The 19,491-nt window shown below is 59.5% G+C and carries 13 protein-coding genes and 1 tRNA gene; 8 read left to right on the top strand and 6 right to left on the bottom strand.

Annotated elements, in window-relative coordinates; translation table 11 throughout:
- Positions 1-20 precede the first annotated feature (20 nt).
- The 4 genes from GGQ68_RS13890 to GGQ68_RS13875 are packed head-to-tail and all read right to left on the bottom strand — an operon-like array spanning position 21 to position 7,230.
- The gene (locus tag GGQ68_RS13890) at positions 21-2,111 is read right to left on the bottom strand and encodes an AIPR family protein (protein WP_183966970.1); all 2,091 of its coding nucleotides are present in this window, start codon (positions 2,109-2,111) and stop codon (positions 21-23) included.
- Positions 2,098-3,066: a PD-(D/E)XK motif protein gene (locus GGQ68_RS13885; protein ID WP_183966969.1), complete on the bottom strand. Its 969-nt coding sequence runs from the start codon at positions 3,064-3,066 to the stop codon at positions 2,098-2,100. Before GGQ68_RS13885 ends, GGQ68_RS13890 begins: the two co-directional genes overlap by 14 nt.
- On the bottom strand, positions 3,053-5,809 hold the full coding sequence (locus GGQ68_RS13880; RefSeq protein ID WP_183966968.1) for a Z1 domain-containing protein: 2,757 nt from the start codon (positions 5,807-5,809) through the stop codon (positions 3,053-3,055). Before GGQ68_RS13880 ends, GGQ68_RS13885 begins: the two co-directional genes overlap by 14 nt.
- A complete protein-coding gene (locus GGQ68_RS13875; protein WP_281374810.1) occupies positions 5,806-7,230 on the bottom strand; it encodes an ATP-binding protein in 1,425 nt (474 codons plus the stop codon). Before GGQ68_RS13875 ends, GGQ68_RS13880 begins: the two co-directional genes overlap by 4 nt.
- Before the next feature lie 1,070 nt (positions 7,231-8,300).
- On the opposite strand from GGQ68_RS13875, the gene GGQ68_RS24595 reads away from it, so the two are divergent.
- From GGQ68_RS24595 to GGQ68_RS13865, 3 genes are all read left to right on the top strand, one after another.
- Complete coding sequence (locus tag GGQ68_RS24595) at positions 8,301-8,429, top strand: hypothetical protein (RefSeq protein WP_281374809.1); 129 nt, start codon at positions 8,301-8,303, stop codon at positions 8,427-8,429.
- Positions 8,430-8,603: 174 nt separating this feature from the next.
- Positions 8,604-10,622 (top strand): AAA family ATPase, encoded by a 2,019-nt coding sequence (locus GGQ68_RS13870; protein WP_183966966.1) that lies wholly within the window; start codon positions 8,604-8,606, stop codon positions 10,620-10,622.
- A 421-nt stretch (positions 10,623-11,043) separates the two neighbouring features.
- Positions 11,044-11,637, top strand: coding sequence for a hypothetical protein (locus tag GGQ68_RS13865; RefSeq protein WP_183966964.1), 594 nt, complete (start codon positions 11,044-11,046; stop codon positions 11,635-11,637).
- Positions 11,638-12,342: 705 nt separating this feature from the next.
- Here GGQ68_RS13865 and GGQ68_RS13860 read toward each other — a convergent pair.
- Positions 12,343-13,323, bottom strand: a complete 981-nt coding sequence (locus GGQ68_RS13860; RefSeq protein ID WP_183966962.1) for a complex I NDUFA9 subunit family protein — start codon at positions 13,321-13,323, stop codon at positions 12,343-12,345.
- A gap of 189 nt (positions 13,324-13,512) precedes the next feature.
- Between GGQ68_RS13860 and GGQ68_RS13855 the strand changes: the two genes are divergently transcribed.
- Positions 13,513-13,599: transfer RNA gene (locus GGQ68_RS13855), tRNA-Leu, on the top strand.
- A gap of 356 nt (positions 13,600-13,955) precedes the next feature.
- Here the strand turns inward: GGQ68_RS13855 and GGQ68_RS13850 are convergent.
- Positions 13,956-15,188 (bottom strand): ROK family transcriptional regulator, encoded by a 1,233-nt coding sequence (locus GGQ68_RS13850; protein WP_425502980.1) that lies wholly within the window; start codon positions 15,186-15,188, stop codon positions 13,956-13,958.
- Positions 15,189-15,450: 262 nt separating this feature from the next.
- Here GGQ68_RS13850 and GGQ68_RS13845 point away from each other — a divergent pair, with 262 nt between their 5' ends.
- From GGQ68_RS13845 to GGQ68_RS13830, 4 genes are all read left to right on the top strand, one after another.
- Positions 15,451-16,476, top strand: coding sequence for a sugar ABC transporter substrate-binding protein (locus GGQ68_RS13845; protein ID WP_183966960.1), 1,026 nt, complete (start codon positions 15,451-15,453; stop codon positions 16,474-16,476).
- A gap of 112 nt (positions 16,477-16,588) precedes the next feature.
- Positions 16,589-17,659 (top strand): ABC transporter permease, encoded by a 1,071-nt coding sequence (locus tag GGQ68_RS13840; RefSeq protein ID WP_183966958.1) that lies wholly within the window; start codon positions 16,589-16,591, stop codon positions 17,657-17,659.
- Complete coding sequence (locus tag GGQ68_RS13835; protein ID WP_221235593.1) at positions 17,656-18,456, top strand: ATP-binding cassette domain-containing protein; 801 nt, start codon at positions 17,656-17,658, stop codon at positions 18,454-18,456. The genes GGQ68_RS13840 and GGQ68_RS13835 overlap by 4 nt, the downstream gene beginning before the upstream one ends.
- Positions 18,457-18,554: 98 nt before the next feature.
- Positions 18,555-19,334, top strand: coding sequence for a metallophosphoesterase family protein (locus GGQ68_RS13830; RefSeq protein ID WP_183966954.1), 780 nt, complete (start codon positions 18,555-18,557; stop codon positions 19,332-19,334).
- The last annotated feature ends 157 nt before the right edge of the window (positions 19,335-19,491 follow it).

Below are 19,491 nucleotides of genomic sequence, written 5' to 3'. Positions count from 1 at the left end.
AACGATGCGACGAAGGCTGATCACTCGGCCGCTGTCGCCTCTTCAGTGATACCGAAGCCCTTGCGCTCCAGCTTGGCGAGCGCCTTGATTGCAACTGCGGTCTGGTTCTCGGTGGGGATACGGTCAGGAATTTTCGCGCAGATTCCCAAGACCTGATATTCCATGGGAGTCAAAAGCTTGTGGCTCCGCCCCCAGTTTCGCGCTTCGTCCCAGAACTTCGACCCGAGTTCGAACACCCGAGTTTGATCCTCGACGCTCTTGTTCAATTCGACGTCATCCTTGATCGCGTCGTCCTCACTGCGCGCTTCCTCGGGAGCTATCAGCATTCCCTTGAAGTCTTCCGGGTAATCCAGCTTCGTTTTCCTGAAACGCTCCCAGCAGGCCTGCTTCTTGGCCCATTCGCTCATGTTCCGGATGCCTTCCGGCGGGCTGGTGATCAGGCTCTGTGCTTCGGCGGCGGCGACCAGCAGCGCCTCTTCCAAGGTGGGTGGTACGGTCTGCATGCGCCAGACCCGTTGGAGATCGACTTGCTTCTCTGCGGCTTCGGCGTCGTGCGCGACCTTTGCTATGGCATAGGTGACGATGTTCGCCCGGTAGCCACCTTCATACCATTCCTGTGCCGAGACCAGTTTTTCCAGCCTGCGGAAGATGATGGCCTTCGCAATCAATTGACGATACCAGACTTCGTCCACCCGGGCACCACTCTTGCCCCAGACTTTCTGGATCACCTTGGCGAACTCCGCGAAGTTCTTCTGAGCCCCCTTTGAGACTTCTTCAGGACGCCCGCTCCATGAGTTCTCGAACTTGGCCAGGTCGGTCTTGGTGAAGAACTGCGACTTCGGGAATTCGGCATCCCATTTGTTTCTCTGAGCGGAGGTCTTCTTGGCGCGTTCGTCTGCGAACTGACCGCGTGCCCGTTCGTAGAACCATTTGGTCTCCCGGTATCCATCTGCTCCAGCCGGCGCGAGGATCCTCCGAGATAGTTCTTCAATGCGAATGTGAAACGGGTGGTTGGCAAAGAAGTCCGCGGCGTTGACCTTGTTCTGGCTGTTGGCGAATTCCGAGATCTGCGGGACCACCGTCGGTGCCAGTGTCGGAGGAACGACATTCAGTTTCATCTGGACATAGATGTCTTTCAGACCTTCGCCAGCCAGCTTGCGGGCAGCATGGATCGAGGCTGTAGTCTGACCTCCATTTACGATCTGAAGGTTTTCGGCGCGAGTAATCACTAGACCGTCTTCGGTCTTCTCGCAGATGACGTTTTCGGCTGTGGCGGATAGCCCGTTGTTATAGGCAAAAAACATCTGGGGATCATCCTTGATGGTGTCCCTGATGCCTCTGTTCACCTTGCCGCGCGCCTGAAGGAAGCTCCTCACGTTGGCTTCCAGCAGACGGGCACCCCATCGATCGTAAATCTGGGCAAGCTGCGCACCCGGAATGACCGCGAGATAGCTTTCGAGTGACGTATCCGCCCCGGACGCCCGGAGAACCGGCACTGCACCACCGAATTCTCCGGCGAAATCAATCGTCAGATCTTCGCGGGCTCTGCCCTGTTCGAAGTATGCCTGAAGGCGTTTCAGGTCCCACGAACTGTAAGTGACGGGCTTGCCGCCAATTTCACCTGCAGGTTTGGCGTCCGCCTTCGCCCGGTTGTCCGAATTTGTGACATAGATCAGTTTGATCTTTTCGATGAGCGGCCACCGGGTCTGGATGAGCTCGACCAGTTGCGCGGCATTGCTGGTTTCTTCCAGATCATCGAGGAATTGCTCCGTCCTCGAGTGTCTCAGGAACTCCACCAATTTCGAAAACTGCGTTTGCAGGTGCTTGCCATCAGTTTTTCGAACCTTCGGCGTAATCTGGAAGTCTGTCAGGATCAGTGCAAGCTCACCGTTGGTGTCACGTGGATCTCCGCTGTAACCGCTGACCTGCAAAGTGACCCTCCCCCGCTTGCCAGCGAAATGGCAGTAGTCGGCTTCCTCGATCTCGCCGGCTTCGTTGAGGATCTCTCCAACCTTTTCGAAGAAGGCTTCCTGGACGTAGGCCCCCATCGCATCGGCGTCACCTTGGACCTCCGCGATGAGACTCTGATGGAATTCCTCAAGCTCCGACATCCCGTGTCTCCCCCAATAGCAATGTCTTCAAATCTGTTGTGGTCTCGAAGCCGGTGCAGGCATCAAGGCGTATTGAATAAGCCAGTTCTTCGGTCCCTGCCGGCAGCGGCGGGACGATCCTCGGGAAGCCCTCGACGACCTGAAACAGCCGTGCCGCTCCGAGGTGCCAGCGACGTTCCGGTTCGACGGCGTCTTCCGCATAGGGGCTTTCGGCGATGCGCTGCTCCCACACGTCCAGCGCTGCAACATCATCTTCGAGCAGCTTCGCCGTTCTGTCCACATGATCCTTCAGGTTGTCACCCACGGCATCCAGTGCGGTGTCCACATCCTGGACGCGAAGGAACAGCTGGGCTCCGACGATGTCCATCAGTTGGACCTCGGACGAAATCCGGATCTTCGGATGGGCCGCGCTCCTCCGCGCCTTGACTTCGAAGAACATGCCAGGAAGCTCGAAGTCCTTCGCGCTGTCATCCGGCCCCTTCCAGGCTTCCACCGCCTTGCTCGGACCGATGACAGCGACGAGCTCGCGCAGGAATGCAAGTTCGCCGACCAGGCCACGTTGCACTTCCAGCGGCATTCCCTGCTTGCCCCCCCGCAGAAGATGGTGCCAGCGCATGGCCCGCCGAACGGCGCGGCCGAGTGCCCCTTGGAGATCGGCGGCCTCTTCGCCCGCTGAAACCACGTCCCGACAAAGTGTTTCGAAAAGGTCGATATGGGCGAATTCGGACAGCGTGATGCAAAGGTGGTTGGCGCCCTCGACGACCCGGTAGAAAACGCCGACATGCTTGAGCTTCGGCAATGGGCGCACCTCTTCGACGCCGGCCGAGAGGCGCAGCACCAAGCCTGGAGCCCCGTCATGCATCCTCACCCAGAAGAAGTCGAACCGCCCCTTGCTGTCGACACGCCGTGCCTCGTTCTCGGCGAGGCTGGCCCACGGTCTCTCAATCGTCCTCATATGCGCCATCGTCATCCTCTTCGGTGCCGTAGATTTCGCGGAACTTCACCATGTTGATGATGTATTCCACCCGATCATTCGGTTTGGCGGACGGGGGAAGGCTGATGCTCCAACCGATCACGGGACGCTCGGGCAGCCGGTCGAGCACGCTCTTGTCACGCAACTGATCAATGTCCTTTTCCTCAGGCTGGCGAACCTGCACGACATGAAGCACGAACAGTGGCTTGTCGCGGACCTGGCGATAGATCCGGTCTGGGAATGACGGGCGCTTTTCCTCGTCCGTTCCATCGAGTTTCTCAGCGGCCAGATATGCTGCTTCAGCTTGCTTGGCCTTTTCCTCATCGACCCCGATACGCTCTACGCCACGGGAAGCAATGCGGGCGCGCTTGCCACTCATGGACAGAAGATGATCGCCGAGGTCGGCGTAACCGATACGGCGCATCTGCGGTCCGACGGTCCAGCCGCCAATATCAAAGTTGTCGGCTTCGCTCTTCACGTCGGTGACAAGAACGTCCCACTCTTTCAGTTCGTCATCTTGCCGATCGTGTATGTAGCCACGAACCGGCCCGGGTTGGGTCAGGAAGGCTTGTTCATGGTTGCGCCAAGCGAGCAGAAACTGGTCGATCACTTCGACCGGCACGTCCTTCAGAAGATGCCCACCGTTCACCTTGTCAGCTGCCGCCGGTCCAAGTCCTCGCGCGGCCATGCCCTCCAGCAGGCGCACAGCGGCTTCATGGTTCGCTGCAAGTTCCTTTGGCTTGGCCGTGATCTTTGCGGTCTCAACCCAGGCGTTGGACAGGCCGATCAGGATGTGTTTCTGGCCTGACCCCATTTTGTTGCGGGCAGTCACCAAGAGCGATGCCGGGTGGCTGCGCACGGCCAAGCCGAAGTCGGAAGGCGTCGCCTTGGCCTTCTCCATCTTCTTCAACTCGAGATGCAGTTCCTCGCTCGCTTCGGCGATGTGAGCATACCAGTCGATCGCGTCAGAGGGCATCCAGATGCGGCACAGATCCTCGTAGCCGCCACGATAACCGAACCATCGGCCCATCTGCATCAGCGTGTCATACATCATGGTGTTGCGGAGGAACCAGGTGACCGTCAGGCCTTCGAGCGTGAGGCCCCGCGAGAGCGAGAAGCCGCCAACGGCAATGACTGTCTGGCCAACGTTGGACTCGCCGGTATAGTCGAGGCCGTTGGCGCGGCTGTTCACCTCAACGACCTTCGCCGCCGCGACCGCTTCAAGCATGGCCGCAAGCACCTTGGACCAGTCCGGCTCGGCGTCGAAATACTCCCTCTCCCAAGTCTCATGCAGATCCGCAATCATCGCGTCGCGCAATGCAGCTTCACCGCGCGCACCGTTGACACGCAGCGTGTCCTGAATGCCGCCGACGTATTGGTGTAACCGGTTCCGCAGCAGCCCCTGCACCTTCGTGAAGCGGCTCGCATTCACCAGCATCGAGCAGTGTTTCGAGGCCTGGCCGCGCAGATTCCGGATTGTCCGCGCGATCAGAAACGCTCGCACGGCCTCCTTCAGGCTTTCAGGCAATTCATCGACCGTCTGGTCGATGCGGTGCTTCATCGGCAGAACGTCTTCGTTGTCAGTAATGTAGCGCAGCCAGACAGGGTCGCCATCATCGGGAATTCCGTCGATGAAAATCTTCTTCGCGCCGAAGTAGTTTGACGGTGCATCCAGCCCCACGATGAAGTGCTTCGGGAAGAGATCTTCCTTGAGCGCTTCGTCATACTGGTCCGGGTCGACGAAAATGTTGGCGAAGGGCGTCGCGGTGTAGCCGACGTAACAGCTGCGGTGAAACATGTTCAGTAGATCCCGGATCTGCCCGTTAATCTTGGTAATCTCGTCCTTCGAGTACTTCGTGTTGATCGAAGCGTTGTCGGCCTCGTCATCGATCAGCAGCATCGGCTGGTCGATCATCTGATCGTCGCCCCTGGCACTGTTCTCGCGCAGCCAGTCCAGCAGGTTGCGGAGCGTGTTGTGGTTCTTCTTGATGACCAGAACCACCGGTACCTTGTAGGAATCGATCTGGCTGGTGTTGGTGGACGCCGTGTCCTTTCGGAAGTCGGCGAGTGTATTCGTCAAGCCAACCGGGACATGGCGGTCATCAAACAGTCCGACACCAATGGCGCGGTTGCCCTTCTTGCCCTGCGTTGCCAGCCGCCCGGTATCACGACCGATGAAGCCTTCGTCGATCCGTTCCTGGGTTTGGTTGCGCAGATTGTTGTGGATGCCCGCGATCACGACGATCAAACGGTAACCTGCGTCCGCCGCCTTGCAGATCAAGCCGGTGTAGTTCGCCGTCTTGCCGCTCTGGACGTGACCGACAACCATCCCCCGGCGATCCCATTTCTCGTCGAGTCCCGGATTGCCCAAGCGACCGAGGATGCGGTCAGTCAGTTCGTCAGTGGTGGTGATGACGTCTTGTGGCAGGCCGTTCTTGTGCAGCAGCTTTTTGTAACGGTCCCAGTAGAACGGGTCGATGGACGCCTTGGCCTCGTCCAACCAAGGTCGAAAGCTCTCGTCATCGACCATCGCCCCGAGCCCCATGGTGATGCCGAAACGCTCCTCAATGTCACGTGCGAGCTGCTCGAGGGCATCCGGCCCGGCATTCACGTTCAACGCCCCGTTCATCGTAGTTATGAACATCCGCAGTTCGGTGCCGCTTTTGCGCTGATGCGCCAGTGATTGCGAAACGACATCATCAAGATGCTTGAGCTCTGCGGTCACGAGGGTTCTCCCTGTATTTCTTCGACAAGCCGTCGAATCGCGTCCTTGTGGTGGATGAACGGCTCGGTCGAGCATAGAGCTCGCGCCACGTCATTTCCTGTCATGTTCGAATGCAGCAACGCCCTGATGGCGATCTCGGCCGAGTCGGCGAAATCCGCGAAATCTGCCGCGTCTTGCGTCACATCCTCGGCGCCGCCCAGCATGTCCGCATGCAATGCAGCAATGGGCAAGCCGCTGCCCAGAAGAATGATGCAGGTCCGGAACCCATGCCGAAAATCTTCAGGCAGCGCGGCGGCGAAACCGGTGATCGAGGGGTGCTCGACATTGGGGCGGTAGACGATGCCACCATTCTTCTGGACGCGGTTCCAGAGCGGGAGATACTCATCGGACACGAGCTTTCGCCCCCGGCGCTGGTAGGTTCGCTTCGAAGTTCCTTGGAGCCGTTCAACGATTTTCCGCAGACGTTCGCGCACAACTGGCGGCATCTGGGCCGATGCCTTGCGGACGTCGATCTTCCAGTCCGAGTCCATGGTGTTCGGGATGTCGACACGCACCCTTGCCAGTTTCGTCAGTTCTGTCTGCCGTGCGAGGCCCAGCCAACTGCCGGCGATGATGAGACGGCGCTCACGATAGATGTAGAAGCCTTGGGACCTTAGATGGCCTTCGGGGCCACCGAGGTCTTCCCAAGCCGTCTTCGACATCTTTTTGTGATGGGGAAGCGTGAAGCACTGGGTGACCACTTCGCCGTTGAGCAGCGGCAAGAAATCTTCGGGATCCATCTGCGTTGCCGGGTGATCCGTCGCAAAGGGGTCTATCGGCAAGAGCTTTCGGTCGTTCAGCAGTATCCGCAGAGCGGGTTTGCTGCCCTCCATGTAGCGATGGAAGCAGAGCCGCAAGTGGCGCTCCGCACCCGAAATGGCCTTGTTGATTTCAGCTGAGCGCTTTGCAACATCATTGCGAAAGTTCGTCGAGAGCCGATCCAGCTTGCGCCAAAGCACAATGGTCCCGGCATTCGGCAGCCTGTCCGCAGCGGGTATGTCTGTCAGGTCATCCTCGAGGTCTACGCGCCAGTCATTGCTCTCCGCAACCTTGTCGAGATCCCATGTGGCGCCAGATGTATGACCATCCTTCCTGGAGATCACGGTCAACTGGCGGCATTGCGAAAAGCTCGCGCTCTTCAAGCCCAACCCGAACCGTCCGAGATCATGACCTTCGCGTTCCTGAAGCGGATTTTTCGTCCCAGGCCGCATTGCTTCAATCAACTCGGGTTCGGTCATGCCTGTCCCGTTGTCGACGATTGCGATCCACGGTTCATCTGTCGCCGTTTCTGCGAGAATTTCGACCTTGGTCGCCTTGGCAGTCACCGAATTGTCGATGACATCTGCCATTGCAGTTTCCAACGTATACCCGAAATCCCTCATACCTTCGATCAGTGATGCCGCGTACGGAGTCGCGTCTGCCTGTCGTTTTGTTGTACGCACGACCATTCTTCTCTGCGTTTGAGCAACACATTTTCGCTATGGCCCTCCTCTCGCGAGCCGTTGCATTTCAATGTGAACACACGGCACACGTAAGTTGAAGATGGAAAAGCATTTTCTTTTGGACGTTGCGATGGCCGTGAGCCCTTTGGAATGCGAGCCTCAGCCAGACTCACACCAACTACGCAAGCTTGACCCTGCCCCGTGCTGCCGCGAGTAGTTTTCCTAAGGCACGCTCTCAGTAAGACGGCATCCTCAGTCAGAAAGGGAAGCGCATGATCGGTCCGTTGATCTGCATAGCTGGCATGGCGATCAGCTTCGTAGGGTCCATCCATTGCTGGCTCGTCTACCGGGATTGTGTCCGTCGGGCCCATGTCGACCCTGAACGGGTCAAGAGGTTTGTCGAAAGTGCGCCACTGCATCTCCTCGAGGAGCTGAAGGCGAAGCGTCAAGTCTGTCAGTGCTGCAATGCGCCAATCAGGCTGCAAGGTGAGCAATCGTGAAGGTTCTTCCTACCTGGCCAGGCCAGGTATCAATGGCATCGCTGATCAATCATTCATGGGCGGCATGCCGAACGGCCCCTACGGGACCTGCAACATCGGTCAGGTTTGCAGCAGCGCGGCAATAAAAATTAGTGGGCTGCATGGCTCACGCTCTTGTCGAAGTGCGGCCACCGCCCAGGACACCTGCCGGTCAGGCGATCTCGCATTTGCGAAAAAATGAACCAATTTTTTACCTAATATCAGCTACTTAGAATAACTTGCGGTAGTTCGGGCGCTATGGCATGGGCTCGCCGAATAATCGTCCACTCCCGATGGAATGGTGCGTCTATCCCATGTCTGTCCTCTGCGAGTGCCCGATGATACCTGCGCTACATACCCTTAGCTGACGCTGAATTCGTCCTGGCCGGCCAGCCTCCGGCTCAGAGAGATGTTCGACGCACAGCAAACTCAGTCTTCCTTCCAAACCGAGGCTCTGCCCGCATGTCCGTCATCATGGCGGCTGGCGGAGCTATGACGAAAGCCCCATTCATGCCCAAAATCCGCTTCATCCTGAGCCAGCAGCCCGATCCGGCACTCGACGAGGCCGCCATCATCAAGCGCCTCAAGGAATTCTACACCGCCTTGCTGGACAAGCGGTAGATTTCCGAAAGCATTCCCCAGGAAGAGCGCGCTGCCCACAACGAACTATGGCGCTATCCGCAGAATGAGCTCCCGAAATCGCTCGAGATCCGGATCCGGCGGTGGGCGCAGAAGATCCATCGTAACCATCTGAAGGACGTCGAGCCAACCAGACTTTCAAGAGAAGACCGCGCGATGCTGGAAGGATGCCGAGACGGCGCCGATGTATTCGACCTGCGCTCTGCGCATCATATTGACGAGATCGCAGCGGCGCTTCATGCGGAGTTTCCCTGGGTCGCGGAAGCGACAACCCTTGTTTGGCGCAGCCTTCATCATAACCTGGAAGAAGGCATGCCCGGCGCCCGGTTTGCGCCAATTCTTCTCGATGGCCCGCCGGGCATCGGCAAAAGCGCTTGGGCACGGCGTCTCGCGCAGCTTCTGGAAACGCCGGATATGATCGTGGATGCCACCGGGGAGAATGCCAGTTTCGGGCTCGTCGGAAGTCAACGCGGCTGGTCAAATGCCGGCCCCCGCAGGCTCGTGAGCTTGATGCTGAAACGGCAGATTGCAAATCCGCTCGTCATCATCGACGAAATAGAAAAATCTGGCTCGGTCATGTCCGACAAGGGACGGGCTTTCAGTCTTCCCAATGCCCTCCTGCCGCTGCTCGAAGACCTGACTGCAAGCCGGTGGACCTGCCCCTATTTCCAGAACCAGTTCGACATGTCGTTCATCAACTGGGTCTTTACCTCGAATAGCCTGCGCGGCCTGCCGGAACCGCTTCTGTCGCGGATCCGCATCGTCAGTGTCCCGTCTCCCACCCAGGAACAAATCAATGAACTCGTTCTGCGTGAGGCCGAGAAGCGGCAGCTCTCCCCGCTCATCACCGGGGCCAAGGCCAAAGGCTATTGGCATACGCTGTCTGAAGATATGAAGAAGGCTATGGAATGGGCGGATGAGGAGATCCGCAGCCGCCTCAGCATCTTTGTCATGATCGAAGTCGCAACACGCATGCCGCTGGCCTGGGCTGTCAGCGACCAGCCAAAAGCGGAAGCCACGATGCAGCTGCTGCGGATGGCAACGCGCGACAAGACCCGCGAGAGGCGCATCTACGGTTGCGAGGGCGAGACTATGCCGGCCATGGGGCTCGGCATGGTGCGCAACGACAACGGCACCGGTCTGCGGAACGCCGAGGTCAAGTCCGCGCTCATGGGGATCGCATCGGCGAATACCGATGTGCGGACCCACGCGTCGGCAGACAAGCCCTACGTCGAGCGCATGTTCGGCACAACCGAGCCCATCTTGTTGAAACTGCTTCATGGCTACACCGGACGGAAGGCTGGAGAACTGCCCGGATATGACGCGAAGGCATCGGGCGTGCTGGATATTGACTTCCTCTATGAAATCCTGACCAAGTTTTTCATCGACGAGTACCCGTCCCTGAAACACATGGGCGTCGGTATGGGCGGACGCCGCCCAGCAGAGGTCTATCAAGAACTGAATGAGACCAGGGAGACGTTTCGTCTTTTGGATGAAGATCTCCGTCGTAACCATCTGGGCTGGTCCTTCAAGTTGCAGCCTGACGATGAGCGTGTACGTGTGCTCGAAGGCCTCTTCTATTCGTCAGACGAATTCCAGGCCGCCCGCGAACACCACCAAGGCAAGGTCACCGTTTATATCGATCCGGACGATCTGAGCTTTGCAACCGCAGTGATTCCGCGTGATCCGGAGCCATACAGGCTGGCACTCCAGACGACCGTCTTCGCCGATCTGACCGTGTCCGAATTCCTGGAGCTGATGACGCAGTACCGGCGCGAAAACCCCGAGGTGACAACGCTCTATGAAGATGGGATCGCAAAGGTTCGCCTCGAGAGACATGAACAGCTCAAGAAAATCGGCGTCGAGCGACGGCTGCCGAGGAGCTATGTCAATGTGGGTGAAGCCCGCAAGATGGCCAAGAGCCTGTTTGCCTCATCTCGGCTGGTCACCACGCACGTGCCGGTCGACACGGTCGCCCCAAGTACTCTGGCCACCGCGATCTCGGGCCCGGGGATCCTGCCACTCGGCGGAGCAAGCCTCATCGATCACGCGCCTGTGGAGACGACCTCTACGCCAGCACTACCAGCCAAGACATCGAAGCCCAAGGCGGAGAAACCGTCTTCGGAACCCCCTGTCAGGCTCGGCCGCCCCGCCCAGAAGGGCGAGTTCTCGTAACTACCGCCATCTCAACGACATCCAGCAATACAAGGCTACCCATGGGCCTCATCGACCAGAACCGCGTCAACGCATCGGTTGCTCTGCAGCGTGGCCACTATACCTTCCCGCGCGCGGCAAAGCTCCGCGAAGCTTTCGAAAACTGCCTGCACGACTACTACGTCAAGGCCTCCATCGGCGGGCATTTCGAAGCACGCGGCTTGCTGGTGACGGGGGAGTCTCGGGTCGGCAAAACCTCCGAGACAGTCAGGCTCATAGAGGCATTCAACGCCAGCATGACGGAAATGCCCGATGGGAAGCCGGGTAAGATCTTTTACTGCAAGCTGGATGGGTCGATCAGCTGGAAGGATCTGGGTCACAAGACTCTTGAGGCACTCGGTTACCCCGCGAACCCCCGGCGCACCCAAGGGAACTCTGGAACATGGTTCGCCACCAGTGCCGCGAACAGGGCGTCATTGGCCTCTACTACGACGAATACCAGCACGCCTTCACCTCCGGAAAAACGTCCAACGAGAAGCTCCTCGACCGTGTCAAAGCACTGATGAAGGAGCCGGATTGGCCGTTGATACTCATCTTGTCAGGCGTCCCGGTTCTGGCCAGTCATGTGAACTCCGAAGAGCAGATCGCCCATCTCCTCTCCCACATTCATTTCGAGCAAATCCACCTTGGTAGGTTCGCTGATCCAACAAGGGATCCGGAGATGAACGAACTGAACAAGCTCGTCTATACCTATGCCGAGCGCGCCGATATCGATGTCGACGACCTCGTTGAGGTCGATTTCTTGCAGCGCCTGGATTTTGCCTGCGCCTCACGCTGGGACCCCGTCATCGAGCTGCTGATCCGCGCCTACGGCTTGTGCAGACGTCATGGCCAGATGACCGCCACGGTCGAGATGTTCTCCGAGGCCCATGCCCAGAACTCCCGCCTGCCTCAGGGCTTGTGTCCCTTCTCCGCACCCGACTATCTCAACATGATCGACGGCGACAAACTCATGGAAATGATGTTGGACGAATAGCGGCTGGCCAATACGGGTATGGATGTTTCAGGGCTAGCACCGCGAGCCTTTTTTGACCGCCGCCCTGCATGCTTATGCCTTACATCCGAAAAGGACGCCCGCAACACATTGAAATAAATTGGGTATTTCATTGGCGCTCAAAGCCCGAACCGTCTGACTGTGCGAGCTTATGGTACATTGGCAGCAAGTGTTTTGTGGTTGGCGCATAAATATCCAAAAAACAGCATTTTTCAGACGCTCCCCGCCAAGAGTCGTCGGCCTGGCCATCTCTCGCACCCCACGATTTGAACAAGCGAATTCTTTGGACACGTCATTTCTGGAACGACGCATTGCAGCCCCGCCCCCGGGACATCAACCCCCTGACCATGCGTGCTGCAACCGTCTTTCATTGCAACCGCGCGGGAGCGCTGCCAGCCAGAAATCCCGGGAAACAGATGGTATCTAAGCTTCCCGCGATGCATCGCTCGGACTGGGTCACTATTCCAAACACTTGGAACAGGTCTGCGCCAGATCGGCCGCAACCGTGACACTCCACGACAGGACCGACCTATTTTGCGGATCAGTGCAGATCAACCTTGGCGCATCAGCGCCGTCGACGGCAGCTCCTGCAATCAAGTCCGCCCGCGGTTTCCAACACACGAACCGGACTCCATCACACGAAAAAGCGGGCCAATGGCCCGCTTTTCAATACAGTAATAAAGGAACTCAGTGCGCGCGCAGGTTCTTGGCCGATTCCTTGATTGCGTCGTACTGACCGGAGGGACGAAAGCGCCACAGATAATCGGGCAGCACCGCCTCCGTGGCAGTGGGCCGGATGCCGAGATCGGAGAAGCCCTTGTGCTCGCCACTGACCACATTGTCCTGCCGCAACTGCTTTACCTGATCGCCACTGATCTGTTGCGGCACCAACCCAAGGCTCAGCGTATCGACAACCCCCATGACCCAGGCCATGGGACGCGCCACGAAAAAAGGAATATTCAGCATCAGCTTGCGCCGGTGAATGACGCCCAGCATTTCCTTCATCAATTCACGGAAGCTTTGCACGTCAGGGCCACCAAGCTCGTAAATGCCCGAGGCCTGGCCCTTGATGCCCATGCAGGCGGCATGGGCCACGTCGTCGACATAGACCGGCTGAAACTTCGTCTCCGCACCAACAATCGGCAGCACGGGGCTGAAGCGCGTCATGGTGGCAAACCGGTTGAAGAATTCATCCTCCTGCCCGAACACCACAGAGGGACGCAGGATCATGGCATTCGGCATGTGCTCGAGCACGCCTGCCTCGCCCTTACCCTTTGAGGCCGCGTAGCCGCTCTCTGCCTCCGCATCTGCGCCAATCGCAGAGAGGTGAACCATCGCGCCCACGCCCAGCTCAGAGGCGATGCGCGCGATGCGAGTCGCTCCCGCGTCTTGCACGGCGTCGAAATTGTTCTTCCCGCCGGCATCAAATGTGCCGACGCAATTCACAACCGCATCCGCGCCCATCATGGCCGCGCGAACCGATCCATCATCGCGAATATTGCAGAACACCGGTTCGACCTGCCCCACGACACCGTAGGGCTTGACGAACAGCGCCTCGTTCGGGCGACGGACGGCAACACGCACGCGCCAGCCATCTTTGGCCATGCGACGCGCGATATAACGACCGACGAAACCGGAGCCGCCGTAGATCGTGACGAGCTTGGACATGCGCCTCTCCTTTGCACCTTTGTTGTAGGGTTTAGGCCCATGAGGGTTTCGTGGCAAGGTGCCCGTTTGACGCGATTTTCATTGAGTTCGGCAGGGTGTTGAAACGATTTTCGCAGGGCTGCATTTTTTTGAAAAACCGCGTTGACAGTGCGGCAGACTAACCGTAGACACCGCTCCACCAACTCCAGTGCCCAGATGGCGGAATTGGTAGACGCGCTGGCTTCAGGTGCCAGTGGCCGCAAGGCCGTGGAGGTTCGAGTCCTCTTCTGGGCACCATGGAAAGCCCCTAAGGTTTTGAAACCTTGGGGGCTTTCTTGCATCTGGGAACTGCATTCATCCAGTTATGCGCCCTTCCGCTGGGCCGTATCAAATGACCCGTGCCCGTTCAGAACATCACTGGCAGTCGCTTGCCCGCCGGGACCCTCGGGTAATCGTTGGACGCAAGACAGGTGTTAACCTTGGGATGAACACAGCTGAGCGCCTTCATGTCTAACGCCAAAATCCAAGCTTTTTGTACAACGCGCTACCCCCATGCCCGCAAACCGCCCTTCCCGTCTCCCGCTCAACTGGCCGCGCCGGGCCCGCATCTCTGCGCGGTTGACCAGAAACTCTTGCGCCAGAGGATTAACCGCTCACGCCTTCAGAAACGCATTGCGGTCCACGAGAAACCTGTCCGACAGCGGCAGGCTTGCCGCGCCCAGCGCCCGCGCATCATGACCTATGGTGCCGGGGCGAACTTCGGGAATGTCGATGCCTGCCACGCTGATCTCTTCCAGCCGGGCAGCGGTGCGCCTCACGATCTCCGCCCTCACAGTTTGCGGCATCCAGCCGTCGATCATCACCGTTTCGAAATCGATCATACTGGCGGCGGAGAATGTCGCGTAGGCCAACCCCTCGACCGCCTCCTGCATCCAGGCTTCCAGAACATCCGCGTCCAGCCGCCAGCTTTGCGGCGTGCCCCAGATCATGTCGGCGGAGCCACCGGCCGCCTTTATCATGTCCTCAAGCGAGTTAAGCGATGCCACGTCAACCAACTGCCGCACCGCGTTGCCCTCGATCCCGATCGGGATGGAGCCAAGCGCCGCAGCGTTTCCGGTGCGACCAGTGTACAGCGTGTTGTCCATCACCATGCCACCGCCGATGAAGAACCCTATGAAAAAATACAAGAAATCACGCGGACGGCTCTGATCGCCAAAGACCAGCTCGGCCCCGCAGGCCGCAGACGCATCATTGCGCAGATAGACCGGAAACTCCCATGCATCGGCGAGCTCCGTGGCGATATCGCGCTCACGCCAGTCGGCCATATCCTCCGGGTTCACCCCCAGCGGCTTGGCCCAGTCGTGCAGGCGAAACGGGATCGCGATCCCCAGACCCGCGACGCGCGCGCGTTGCGTCTTGGTCAGATCCCCCAGCAATTCCTCGACCGACTGCTTGGCAAACTGCACGACGCTGTCCGGAGTCGGATATTTGTGTGTCAGATGCACGCGACCTTCGACGTGACCGTAAAAGTCGGTCAGGATCAGCTCAAGGCTCCGCCGCCCCACCTTCAGCCCAAGGAAATATGCGCCACTTTTGGCCAGGCTCATGGGCACGGACGGCTGCCCCACCTTGCCGCGCACCGGTTCACCCTTCTGCAACAGCCCGTCGGCCTCCAACCCGCGCATGATGACCGACACGGTCTGCGCGGACAGCCCGGTCATGCGGGCAATTTCGGCCTTGGCGAGAGGGCCCACCTGGCGGATCAGGGTGAGCACCAACCGTTCGTTATGCGCCCGCACGCCGGACTGGTTGGACCCGCGCGCCCCCTCGATCATGGTGACCGGGTCACCCTCGGGCGAGCCGTCTTTGTTGTTCTGGCGTCCCATCGCCTACCCTCCCCTGTTGCTCGCCCTCTTCTGCACCGCAGCATGTAACATTGCAGTGCAGAACGATTTTTTTCGGCTTTGCGGCAAGACGCAATGGCAGGAACATCATCGGGATTTCGGTGCGCTGTCAATAATAAATGCGATTGATTTATTTATTGTTGACCGATGGCTCCGAATCAGTTTTTGTGAAGCTGAGAGGCCAAGGAGGGTCTTTGGGCCAAGAGGTGTCGCGCAGTGGCCCCGCGAACTCTGGGAGGATACCATGAAAAAAGTCTTAATGGGTTCGGCGCTTGTGCTGACCACCGCCGCGCTGTCCACAGCCGCTCTGGCAGAAGCTCACAACACCACTGCGTGCCTGATCACAAAAACAGATACCAACCCCTTCTTCGTGAAGATGAAGGAAGGCGCGACAGCCAAGGCCGAAGAGCTGGGCATCACGCTGAAAACCTTTGCCGGCCGCATCGACGGTGACCACCAGACGCAGGTGCAGGCGATTGAAACCTGCATCGCGGACGGTGCAAGCGGCATCCTGCTGACAGCCTCCGACACCGGCTCCATCGTTCCCGCGGTGCAGCAGGCCCGTGACCAGGGCATCCTGGTGATCGCGCTGGACACGCCGCTCAACCCGATTGACGCCGCTGACGCGACCTTTGCCACCGACAACTTCCTCGCCGGCGAGCTGATCGGCCAGTGGGCCGCCGCCACGCTGGGTGAGGACGCTGCCGACGCCAAGATCGCCATGCTCGACCTTGGCGTGTCACAGCCGACCGTCGGCGTCCTGCGCGACCAGGGCTTCCTTCAGGGCTTTGGCATTGACCTCGGCGACCCGAACAAATGGGGCGACGAAGAAGATGACCGCATCGTCGGCAACGACGTCACCGCCGGCAACGAAGAAGGTGGCCGCCGCGCGATGGAAAACCTGCTGGCGTTGGATCCGATGATCAACGTGGTCTACACCATCAACGAGCCTGCCGCTGCGGGTGCCTATGAGGCGCTGCGCGCCATCGGTCGTGAAAACGACGTGCTGATCGTTTCTGTCGACGGCGGCTGCCCCGGTATCGCGAACATCGCAGACGGTGTGATCGGTGCGACTTCGCAGCAGTATCCGATGCTCATGGCCTCCAAAGGCATCGAGGCCATCGCAGCCTACGCCAAGGACGGCACCAAGCCCGAGCCGACCGAAGGCAAGGACTTCTTTGACACCGGCGTGAACCTCGTCACCGACAAGCCCGTCGATGGCGTCGAGTCGATCTCTGTCCAAGAAGGCACTGACCGCTGCTGGGGCTAAGGCCGCTTTGAAACACTACGAAGGGGCGCGTGCCGCCTCTTCGTCCCTTGCCCGGACCACGTGATTTCCGTCCGCGCTGCTGACCGCACCCATTTATCCCCGGGAGGACCCCATGTCAGAGACCGCCTCGAAAGGGCAGGACTACGAATCCTCGTTGTCCAAGGCCACCGCCTCGGTCGCCGCGTTCGAAAAACGCAAAGGTCTGGTGCCCCAGATCCAAAGCGCCCTGCACGCCACCCCAGCGCTTGTTCCGCTGGTCGTTCTGGTCCTGTCGATCGTCACCTTTGGCGTCTTGCTGGGGTCAAAGTTCTTTTCTCCCTTTGCGCTGACGCTGATCCTGCAACAGGTGCAGATCGTCGGGATCGTTGCCGCCGCGCAATCGCTCGTGATTCTCACCGCTGGCATTGACCTGTCGGTCGGTGCGATCATGGTTTTGTCATCTGTCGTCATGGGCCAGTTCACCTTCCGCTATGGCATCCCCGCGCCGATCTCGATCATGGCCGGCCTGATGTGCGGCACGCTGATGGGTTTCATCAACGGCTGGCTGGTGGCCAAGATCAAACTCCCGCCCTTCATCGTGACGCTGGGCATGTGGCAGATCGTTCTGGCGACCAACTTCCTGTATTCCGCGAACGAGACCATCCGCAGCCAGGACATCGAAGCCGAGGCGCCGATGTTGCAGTTCTTCGGCAACGTGATCCAGGTGGGGTCGGCCCGTCTGACCTTTGGCGCGCTCTTCATGCTGCTGCTGTTTGTCTTGCTGGCCTACATCCTCAACCAAACCGCATGGGGCCGGCACGTCTATGCCGTGGGCGATGACAAGGAAGCCGCAGAGCTGTCGGGCATCAAGACTAACAAGGTCATCATCACCGTCTACATGGCGTCTGGTCTGATCTGTGCCTTCGCCGGTTGGGCGCTGATCGGGCGCATCGGATCGGTCTCCCCGACCTCCGGCCAGTTGGCCAACATCGAAAGCATCACCGCCGTGGTGATCGGGGGGATCTCCTTGTTCGGCGGACGCGGCGCGGTCATGGGCTCGCTCTTTGGCGCGCTGATCGTCGGCGTGTTCACCCTCGGCCTGCGCCTGCTCGGGGCGGACGCGCAGTGGACCTATCTGCTGATCGGCGTGCTGATCATCAGCGCTGTCGCAGTGGACCAGTGGATCAGAAAGGCATCGGCATGACCATTCAACCTATCGTTCAGGGCCGCGGCATCGTCAAACGCTACGGCCACGTGACGGCGATCGACCACGCGGATTTCGACCTCTACCCCGGTGAAGTGCTTGCCGTGATCGGTGACAACGGGGCGGGCAAGTCGTCCATCGTGAAGTCGATCTGCGGCGCGGTCATCCCCGACGAGGGCGAGATCAAGATCGAGGGCAAGCCTGTCCACTTCACCTCGCCGCTGGATGCGCGCGAACAGGGGATCGAGATCGTCTACCAGCAACTCGCGTTGTCCCCTGCCCTGTCCATCGCGGACAACATGTTCGCCGGGCGGGAACTGCTGAAGCCCGGCATCCGTGGATCGCTGTTCCGTCAGCTCGACAAGAAGCGCATGGAGGATTTCGCCCGTGAGAAGCTGACCGAGCTGGGCCTGATGACCGTGCAGAGCATCAACCAGGCGGTCGAGACTTTGTCCGGCGGTCAGCGTCAGGGGGTGGCCGTGGCCCGCGCCGCAGCCTTTGCCAAGAAGTTCATCATCATGGACGAGCCGACCGCCGCGCTGGGTGTGAAGGAAAGCCGCCGCGTGCTGGAGCTGATCCAGGACGTCCGGTCGAAGGGCATTCCGATCATCCTGATCTCGCACAACATGCCACATGTGTTCGAGGTCGCAGACCGGGTGCACATCCACCGTCTTGGCAAGCGCCATGCGGTGATGGACCCCAAGAGCATCAGCATGTCGGATGCGGTCGCCATCATGACCGGCGCGATGGAGCCGCCCCCGGTGGAGCAACAGCAACTGACGCCGAAAGCGGCGTGATTGTCAGCTGACAATTTGCCCGGCCCAGCGCCGGGCTTTTTGCATTTGGATAATTAAGAAAAGTGTGCATCGTCTTCCCAAAATCGGAGGACGACCTGATGATCGGCGAGACCGGCGACTCTTTTGCAGTTCTGGCCGACATCCACGGCAACGCGGATGCCTTACGGGCGGTTCTGGCGGACATTGACGCGCAAGGGATCACGCAGGTCCTGAACCTTGGCGATCTGTTCAGCGGCCCCTTGGCGGCACGCGAGACCGCCGAGATCCTGATGGCGCGCGAAATCCTCACCATACGGGGCAACCACGACCGCTATCTGCTTGAACAGACGCCTGCGCGGATGCAGCCATCGGATCGGGTGGCCTTTGAACAGCTTGAGCCTGAGCATCTGACCTGGCTTCAAAGCCTGCCCGCAACACTTCGCCTGACGCCCGATATCTTTCTGTGCCACGGCACGCCGCGCGATGACACCACCTATTGGATGGAGCATGTGCCGCCTTCGGGCGTACCGAATCGCAGACCGCTGGCGGACATCGCGGCGGAGGCGGAGGGCATAGACGCCAGCCTGTTCTTGTGCGGGCATACCCACATCCCGCGGCGGCTGGACATTGGCGGTGGCAGAGTGATCTTCAACCCCGGAAGCGTGGGCTGCCCCGGCTATGATGACGACTTGCCGCTGTATCATGTGATGGAAACCGGCACGCCCGCCGCCGCGTATGGCATCGTGACACGCACGGCGCAGGGCTGGAAAACCAGCCTTGCGCAGGTGCCCTACGACCCTTGGCGCATGGTCGCCATGGCACGGGCCGCGGATCGGGAGGACTGGGCCGGTGCGATCGGCACCGGCTGGGTCGGGTCACTGCAGCCCCTCACAGCCTGACGGCGCCCAAATTTGTGGCAGAGGTGCCACCGGACCGGAGAAATGCCGCCCAACTGCGCACAATACTTGCGCGAAACATGCTCCTGCCGCAAATGTTAGCGGTAGCATAGACAGACGTCACGACGGGCTGACTTGTGGGCTCAGCGTGCTAGTGTTG

The sequence above is a fragment of the Sagittula marina genome (genome assembly GCF_014196795.1).
GTDB classification, from domain to species: Bacteria; Pseudomonadota; Alphaproteobacteria; order Rhodobacterales; family Rhodobacteraceae; genus Sagittula; species Sagittula marina.
This window is presented reverse-complemented; position numbering and strand designations above follow the sequence as displayed.